The sequence below is a fragment of the Mycobacterium sp. FW102-FHT13B02 genome (assembly GCF_058790275.1).
This window is the reverse complement of the sequence record NZ_JBYTCM010000045.1, coordinates 1-7,826: the sequence shown is the minus strand read 5'-3', so window position 1 is coordinate 7,826 and position 7,826 is coordinate 1. Positions and strand designations below refer to the sequence as shown.

Below are 7,826 nucleotides of genomic sequence, written 5' to 3'. Positions count from 1 at the left end.
AAGCTGGTAACGGTGCGTGCTAGCGAGGTGCGAGTTCCGCGCGGTAGCCATCCGCTTCATTGATTTTTACATCGATACCGCCGCGGTGGCCGTCAGGGTGTCGAAGCCGGGCGGAGGTGCACACCCCGCCGGTTGGTGATCTTGCTCACAGGTGGCGCTTTGACGGCACTCGTCCGGGGGCGAGAATCGGCGAAGGTCGGGTGGGTCGTCGGGAGGAAGTGGCGTGTTGGGTGCCCCTTTGAATCATCGGGCTCCTAACTCTGTTGGGGTCGGTTGCAGTAGCCGAGCATTGGTCTCCGGTAACTGATCCCCACGGAGGCACTGCTGATTATGGCTGAACAACGCCAACTACATTTAGCCGGGTTTTTCTCGGCCGGCAACGTCACTCATGCGCATGGCGCGTGGCGCCATGTCGGTGCGACGAACGGTTTTCTGACTGGCGAGTTCTACAAGCAGATTGCGCGGACCCTGGAGCGGGGCAAGTTTGATCTGTTGTTTCTTCCCGATGGCCTGGCCATCGAAGATAGCTATGGCGATAATTTGGAGACGGGGGTCGGTCTGGGTGGCCAGGGCGCGGTGGCGCTGGAGCCGACCAGCGTGATAGCGACGATGGCTGCGGTGACCCAGCGATTAGGTCTGGGCGCTACGGTTTCGACGACCTACTACCCGCCCTATCATGTGGCTCGGGTGTTTGCCACGCTCGACAATCTGTCTGATGGCCGGATCTCGTGGAATGTGGTCACGTCGCTGAACGACTCCGAGGCACGCAACTTCGGTGTGGATGAGCACCTTGAGCATGACATCCGATACGACCGGGCTGACGAATTCTTGGAGGCCGTCAAGAAGCTATGGAGTTCTTGGTCCGAGGATGCCTTGTTGTTGGACAAGGTTGGCGGTCGGTTCGCTGATCCCAAGAAGGTTCAATACGTCAATCATCGCGGCCGCTGGTTGTCGGTCCGTGGCCCGTTGCAGGTTCCACGGTCCCGTCAGGGTGAACCGGTCATCTTGCAGGCCGGCTTGTCGCCGCGGGGGCGTCGCTTCGCGGGGCGCTGGGCTGAAGCGGTATTCAGCGTCTCGCCCAACCTCGACATCATGCGCGCGGTCTATCAGGACATCAAAGCTCACGTTGCGGCCGCGGGGCGTGACCCGGAGCAAACAAAGGTATTCACCGCGGTGATGCCGGTGCTCGGTGAGACAGAGCAGGTGGCCCGGGAACGTCTGGAATATCTCAATTCGCTGGTGCATCCCGAAGTGGGTTTGTCGACGCTATCCAGCCACAGCGGCTTGAATCTCTCCAAGTATCCGCTGGATACGAAGTTTTCCGACATCGTCGCCGATCTCGGGGATCGTCACGTGCCGACCATGTTGCAGATGTTTTCCGCCGTGGCCGGTGGCGGTGCGGACCTGACGCTGGCCGAACTGGGCCGCCGATACGGCACCAACGTCGGGTTTGTGCCGCAGTGGGCCGGAACTGCCGAACAGATCGCTGATCAATTGATTAGTCACTTTGAGGCCGGGGCCGCTGACGGATTCATCATTTCGCCGGCGTATCTGCCGGGTATTTACGAGGAGTTCGTCGACCAGGTGGTTCCGCTGCTGCAGCAACGTGGTGTGTTCCGTACCGAGTACGAAGGGACAACGCTGCGTGAGCACCTTGGGTTGGCTCACCCTGAAGTCGGGAGCATCCGATGACCACCACCGATGTTGATCATGACGTTCTTGCCTACAGCAACTGCCCGGTTCCCAATGCACTACTGACAGCGCTGGAGTCAAACCTGTTGGCCGGCAACGGGATTTCGCTGAATGTGCTCAGCGGCGCGCAAGCAGGGTTGCATTTCACCTACGATCATCCCGCTTACACCCGCTTTGGTGGCGAAATTCCACCTCTTATCAGTGAGGGCCTGCGGGCGCCGGGACGCACCCGCCTGCTAGGCATCACCCCTCTGGCCGGTCGGCAAGGGATCTATGTCCGTGTTGACAGCCCGGTGACATCACCGGAGCAGCTGCGGGGCCGGCGGGTGGGTGTGTCGGGTGCAGCGATCCGCATCCTCACCGGCGAGTTGGGCGATTATCGGCACTTGGACCCGTGGCGGCAAACACTGATCGCGCTGGGTACCTGGGAGGCGCGGGGACTTTTGCAGACCCTGCACATCGGGGGGATAGGGGTCGACGACGTCGAGTTGGTGCGTATCGAAAGCCCTGGCGTCGACGTGCCCGAAGAGCGGCTGGAAGCAGCGGCCAGTGTCAAAGGCGCTGACCTGTTTCCCGACGTGGCCGGCCACCAGAGGGACATCCTGGATAGCGGCAACGTTGATGCGCTGTTCACCTGGTTGCCCTGGGCGGCGGAGTTAGAAGATCTCAGCGGAGCGCGGGTGCTCGCCGATCTCGGCGATGACCAACGAAGCCGGTATGCCAGTGTCTGGACGGTCAGCGCTCAGCTGGTTGACGAGCGACCCGACCTGGTGCAACGACTCGTCGACGCGGCGGTCCAAGCCAGCCGTTGGGCACAGGCCCATCCCGAGGAAACCGTTGGCATCCATGCCGCCAACCTCGGGGTCGCGCCCTCGGCGATCGGACGCGGTTTCGGCGCTGATTTCGCCCAACATCTGATCCCACGGCTTGACGACTCGGCACTGGCCGTTGTCGACCAAACTCAACAGTTCCTCCTCGACCACAATCTCCTCGACCATCCGGTGGACCTCACGCAGTGGGCGGCACCGCAATTCCTCACTCAATCCACGACTGGAGACCAGCAATGACCCTGACCGATGACACCGCCACGGCACAGAACAATAGGAATGGCGACCCCATCGAGGTGGCGCGCGAGCTGACGCGAAAGTGGCAAGCTACCGTCGTCGAGCGCGACAAGGCTGGTGGTTCGGCGACAGAAGAGCGTGAGGATCTACGCGCCAGTGGGCTGCTCTCGGTGACCGTTCCCCGGCACCTGGGCGGTTGGGGAGCCGACTGGCCTACCGCTCTGGAAGTGGTGCGTGAGATCGCCAAGGTCGATGGATCGCTGGGCCACTTGTTCGGATACCACCTCAGCACCCCAGCCGTTATTGATCTGTGGGGTTCACCCGAGCAAAGTGAACGCCTACTTCGTCAACTGGCCGAAAACAACTGGTGGACCGGGAACGCCTCCAGCGAGAACAACAGCCACATCCTCGAATGGAAGGTAACTGCCACCCCGACCGACGACGGCGGGTACCTTCTCAACGGTATCAAGCACTTCAGCAGTGGAGCCAAGGGCTCAGATCTGCTCTTGGTGTTCGGCGTGATACCGGAGGGTTCCCCACAGCAAGGCGCCATCGTTGCCGCGGCCATTCCCACCACCAGAGAAGGCGTTCAAACAAACGACGACTGGCAGGCGCTAGGGATGCGGCGCACCGACAGCGGCACCACCGAATTCCACAACGTCGTAGTCCGTCCCGACGAGGTGCTGGGCAAACCCAATGCCGTTGTCGAGGCGTTCCTGGCGTCCGGGCGCGGCAGCCTATTCGGCCCGATCGTGCAGTTGGTGTTCGCAACGGTGTATCTGGGGATCGCGCGTGGTGCGCTCGAAACAGCGCGCGAGTACACCCGAACGCAGGCACGCCCCTGGACGCCGGCTGGGGTTACTCAAGCCGTCGAGGATCCGTACACCATTCGCAGCTACGGCGAATTCGGTATCGAACTACAGGCTGGCGATGCTGCAGCACGTGAGGCTGCGCAGCTGCTACAGACCGCGTGGGACAAAGGTGACGCATTAACTCCACAAGAACGCGGCGAACTCACGGTACAGGTAGCCGGAGTCAAAGCCATAGCCACCAAAGCGGGCCTGGACGTGACCAGCCGAATTTTCGAGGTCATCGGTGCCCGGGGAACCCACCCAAACTATGGATTCGACCGGTTCTGGCGCAACATCCGCACCCACACGCTGCACGATCCCGTCTCTTACAAGATCGCTGAAGTCGGAAACTACGTCCTTAACCAGCGCTACCCGATACCCGGTTTCACTTCCTGACTCCAGGACCGCGCTGCCGGGCACGCGTTAATGCCTGAGAACGGTGGGTCCGTCTGACACAATGGTGGCCGACGGACCCACCCGTTCTCAGGGCAACACTGCCATGTTGGGTGAGTACAGGACAACGCGAGTACTGCAAACCTCCAGATGACAATGATCGTCCAAGTCCGGCGCCGTCTCGTCTCTAGCGACCGTTTTCGAAGAATGGGAGCGCGATTTGGTAGGGGGAACGGGGATCCGATCTCACCGAGAAGCGCGCGCACTCGACAACCGATGACCGCGACAACCGACCCGGACGCAGAACCCGCGTGGTCGCCCCGCGAGAGCGAGCTACTGGGGGTGGCATTGGGTGTCCTGCAGGAGCATGGGTACCACGGCTTAACAGTGGAGGCCGTGGCGGTCGCCGCTCATGCCAGTAAAGCTACCGTCTATCGACGCTGGCCCTCGAAATCTGAGCTGATACTGGCGGCCGTCAGCGAAGGCACCCGTCAGAACGCTGTTGCACCCAACACCGGCACCCTGCGCGGCGACTTGTTGTGTCTTGGCCAGATTATCTGCGAACAGGGCCGAGAACATGCCGGAACCATCCGAGCGGTGCTCGTCGAGATGTCCTGCAATCCCGCGCTCAACAACGTTATGCAAGACCGGTTCCTTCATGAACACAGAGCTCTGGTCTGGCACGTCCTGCAGCAGGCGATCCGTCGCGGCGAGATCGGCGCGGCGGCGGTCAACGACGAGCTTTACGATCTGTTGCCGGGCTACCTGATCTTCCGGTGCATCTTTTCCGACCGACCCCCGACCCCTCCCACCATCGAAGCTCTGGTCGACAAAGCGCTGCTCCCGAGACTCATCTCAGCAACTGAATAACTCCCCTCGACATCGGGGTCACGGTCAGGGACTGGGACCGTCAAGTTTTCTGGGTCTGTCCGGTGTCAGTCGAGTCGTGTCGCAATGTATCGGGCGTATGTTGATGCCGATGCTCTCGCGTGGGCTTCGAGTGTCTGCGGGCTGTAGCCGAGTGTTTCGGCCAGGATCGCGATTGGCGTGGTCTGGGTGAGTTCATTGAGTGTGCCAAGGCGTGCTTCGAGGGCAGCGAGAACAGGTCGCAGATGGTTACGAAGGTGCGTCGGAGTGACGTGAGTTCCGGGTCCATACCCGCGAAATACCCAGGGCGAGTTGGGATGTGCAGCAGTTTGACCGTTGTAGTTGACTGCCGCGAGTAGTCGGATGGGCTCATCGAGCGGCGGCGGGATATCGATGGGCATGCCAGCCAGGTTGACGCTCACGGAGTCCGCTGTGATGGTCACCTGCTCCCAGGTCAGGGCAGCGATATCCTCGACGCGCTGAGCGAAAACGATGATCAAGATCGCGGCGAACCGGTCACGGGGATGCAGGGTCTGTTGATGTACGACGTGCTCGATAACGGCGTTCTGCTCGGTGATCGGTAGCCGTGGTGCGGTACCGCGCCGGTGCGGGGTCACCTCGAGATCCGCGGGGATCAGTTTGGTTTTGATGGCCCAACGGACGAATCGCAGAATGTGCTCCCGGGTAGTTGGTCCGGTGGACTGCCACAGGTCAATGTGCGCCTGGGTGACGTTCTCGACATAGGTGTCGTGTTCGGTGGTGAGCCAGTTGCAGAACTCGATCGTCACGGTCGTGGTCTGCTTGGCGCGCAGAAATGCTGAGTCGGTGACGGCGTCCATCGAGCGGAGCCGTCTTTCCAAGCCCCAGCGGATAAAACGGGCAATCACCTTGCGGTGCTCGTCCGTCAGGATGCGCTGTTGCGCGGTCGCCGCCCAGCCCAGGAACCGCGCTAACCGTTCGTCGCGCGCCGGCAGCGACTGATGAGCCACGAGGAGGCCGCGAACATAATTGGTTGTCCGGCCCGCCGGAAGCAGGTCAACAAGCTCATGGGTGAGCGTCGGATGGCACGCAAGTTCGCGCAGGACGCGTTCGACATGGCGTTGGCGGATCCAGGTCAGGCCGCTATTGGGGCGTTGCATTCCGGTGAGCGCATCAATGATGACCTGCAACTGCGAGGCGACCACGCCGGTGTCGGGGTTGGTCAGGAAGCGAGTAGCAGTCTCGCCGAGGACGCAGCGTTGACATTTGCCGCCGCTATAGAGTTCGGCCTCGTCCCCGCAGGCAACGCAGTCGACGTTGAGCGTGATCCCGGTGCATCGGCGGCACGCGGGCCGAGCATCAATGATCCCGGGGAGAACGCCCTGGTGGCCGCAAGCGCAGATCCCGGTGACACGTTTGGCGGCCTGGTAGCAATACCCGCAGACCGATTCGCCCGGCCAGTTCGCGACCACCATGTAGTGCCCGCCGCACCGGTCGCAGGACACCGGCCACCGCTCGGGGTCGTCAGGTTTGCGCGGGCGGGCCATCGTCGTCCTGGACGATCCGAATCCGTTTGGCGACGGGGTTTCCCGGTTTCAGGCCGAGGTCACTGGGCCGTGGTGCGTTGGCAGTTTTCGCGGCTTGCATCTCGACGTACGGCTCGAACAGGTCGTTGGGCGTGCAGTCGAAGATGTCGCACAGGGCAGCGAACGTCCTTGACGGAATGCGTTGGGGTTCACCGGTAACCAGGCGATAGACCTGGGCGTCGGAGAGGTTGATTCCGCGCGATTTGAGCAGCGGTCGCAGCTCGGTGGACTTCCACAGGTTGTGGGCGGCCATCATCCGGCGCAGATGCCAGTGGAAGCCGATGCGGCGCTGTTCAGCCATCGGGCTGATCTTCCTCCATTCGGATGCGTCGAGCGATCATCTGTTGGATCGTCTTTTGTTTGAAGTCTGACGACACCGAGGTGTACAGCGAGGTGGTCGATGCAAATGAGTGCCCGAGCTGTTCCTGCACGAACAGTGGGTCGTAGCCAGCCTCCAGAAGGTGGGTGGTGAAGGAGTGCCGCAGTGCGTGCAGACTCAATTCTGGTGGCAGCCCGGCTCGTTTGCGAAATGCGGTGAAGGAGCGGCCCAGCGCACCGAGCGTCAATCTGGAACCACGCTCGCTGGGCCACAGCGCGGGGGAGCGGTCCGCGGTGGCGAACAGCTGGCGTCCCTCGCTGCACCAATATTCCAAAAGCTCGACAACCCAAGAGAATTCAGGCGATGTGAGCACCGTCCGCCGACGTGGCCCGGACCCTTTCGTGCCTTTGGCCCAGCGCACGGTCAGCGCGCCGTAGTTTCCAAAGCGGGGTACGTGGGGGTTGGGTCCGAAGTCCGTCAGGTCCAGCATGACCAGTTCGCGGCGGCGCAGCCCATAGGCGTAGCCGACCTTGAATGCGATCGAATCCCGCAGGGCCGTCACCCACCGCTTGGACGCTGTGCGGTGCGCTTCGTCGACAAAATCATCTACGACGTCAAATAGGTGCTGCAACTCGGCCTTGGTGAACGCTCGGCGGCCCGGTGGAACAGCATCATCGGTTGTGTGTTGCGGAGTGTTCCACTCGAAGCATATCTGCGACGGAACATCGCCAAACTGCTTCTCGCAGAATGCAACCCAGCCGTATCTACTGTCGCAGACGTACGAGCAAAACATCGAAATCGTATTGCTGTAGGTCCGCAACGTAGATAGCGCAATCGGTCTTTCCTGCGATCGGAATTCGGCCAGGAATTGGTCCACGTCAATTGGGCGCCACCGCCACGGATACTCGTTGGTGAACTCAACGAACCGGGCAATCAGTCGACCGCGCGTCATGATCGTGTCGACGGCCAAGCCTCGGGCCAGCATCTGCGCCCGCCAGCCATCGACCATCGCATTGAACACGGTCTCATCGGCACGCAGGAGCGAAACATCGTCGGCACGCAGGATGTGGGGAAT

The 7,826-nt window shown here is 61.7% G+C and carries 7 protein-coding genes; 4 read left to right on the top strand and 3 right to left on the bottom strand.

Annotated elements, in window-relative coordinates; genetic code table 11:
- Window positions 1-330: 330 nt before the first annotated feature.
- The 4 genes from dszA to AC3WTE_RS32085 all read left to right on the top strand — a co-directional run bounded on the left by dszA (window position 331) and on the right by AC3WTE_RS32085 (window position 4,870).
- Complete coding sequence (gene dszA, locus AC3WTE_RS32100; protein WP_064914151.1) at window positions 331-1,692, top strand: dibenzothiophene-sulfone monooxygenase DszA; 1,362 nt, start codon at window positions 331-333, stop codon at window positions 1,690-1,692.
- Window positions 1,689-2,759 carry a type 2 periplasmic-binding domain-containing protein gene (locus AC3WTE_RS32095; RefSeq protein ID WP_074330961.1) on the top strand — a complete coding sequence of 357 codons (1,071 nt, stop codon included), beginning with the start codon at window positions 1,689-1,691 and terminating at the stop codon, window positions 2,757-2,759. The genes dszA and AC3WTE_RS32095 overlap by 4 nt, the downstream gene beginning before the upstream one ends.
- Window positions 2,756-4,003: an acyl-CoA dehydrogenase family protein gene (locus AC3WTE_RS32090; RefSeq protein WP_071289705.1), complete on the top strand. Its 1,248-nt coding sequence runs from the start codon at window positions 2,756-2,758 to the stop codon at window positions 4,001-4,003. Before AC3WTE_RS32095 ends, AC3WTE_RS32090 begins: the two co-directional genes overlap by 4 nt.
- 273 nt (window positions 4,004-4,276) lie before the next feature.
- Window positions 4,277-4,870: a TetR/AcrR family transcriptional regulator gene (locus tag AC3WTE_RS32085; protein ID WP_071289706.1), complete on the top strand. Its 594-nt coding sequence runs from the start codon at window positions 4,277-4,279 to the stop codon at window positions 4,868-4,870.
- A 65-nt stretch (window positions 4,871-4,935) separates the two neighbouring features.
- Here the strand turns inward: AC3WTE_RS32085 and AC3WTE_RS32080 are convergent, their stop codons facing one another.
- The 3 genes from AC3WTE_RS32080 to AC3WTE_RS32070 all read right to left on the bottom strand — a co-directional run.
- On the bottom strand, window positions 4,936-6,393 hold the full coding sequence (locus tag AC3WTE_RS32080) for a site-specific integrase (protein WP_074330960.1): 1,458 nt from the start codon (window positions 6,391-6,393) through the stop codon (window positions 4,936-4,938).
- The gene (locus tag AC3WTE_RS32075) at window positions 6,371-6,733 is read right to left on the bottom strand and encodes a helix-turn-helix domain-containing protein (protein ID WP_071289709.1); all 363 of its coding nucleotides are present in this window, start codon (window positions 6,731-6,733) and stop codon (window positions 6,371-6,373) included. Before AC3WTE_RS32075 ends, AC3WTE_RS32080 begins: the two co-directional genes overlap by 23 nt.
- Window positions 6,726-7,826, bottom strand: a 1,101-nt coding sequence (locus tag AC3WTE_RS32070) for a tyrosine-type recombinase/integrase (RefSeq protein WP_492443658.1), incomplete at its 5' end; no start/stop codon positions are given. The genes AC3WTE_RS32070 and AC3WTE_RS32075, both read right to left, overlap by 8 nt.

Excerpts from the sequence above, each read along its gene's own strand:
- dszA (WP_064914151.1), top strand. The coding sequence starts at position 331 with ATGGCTGAACAACGCCAACTACATTTAGCCGGGTTTTTCTCGGCCGGC.
- AC3WTE_RS32090 (WP_071289705.1), top strand. The coding sequence starts at position 2,756 with ATGACCCTGACCGATGACACCGCCACGGCACAGAACAATAGGAATGGC.
- AC3WTE_RS32095 (WP_074330961.1), top strand. The coding sequence starts at position 1,689 with ATGACCACCACCGATGTTGATCATGACGTTCTTGCCTACAGCAACTGC.
- AC3WTE_RS32075 (WP_071289709.1), bottom strand. The coding sequence starts at position 6,733 with ATGGCTGAACAGCGCCGCATCGGCTTCCACTGGCATCTGCGCCGGATG.
- AC3WTE_RS32080 (WP_074330960.1), bottom strand. The coding sequence starts at position 6,393 with ATGGCCCGCCCGCGCAAACCTGACGACCCCGAGCGGTGGCCGGTGTCC.
- AC3WTE_RS32085 (WP_071289706.1), top strand. The coding sequence starts at position 4,277 with ATGACCGCGACAACCGACCCGGACGCAGAACCCGCGTGGTCGCCCCGC.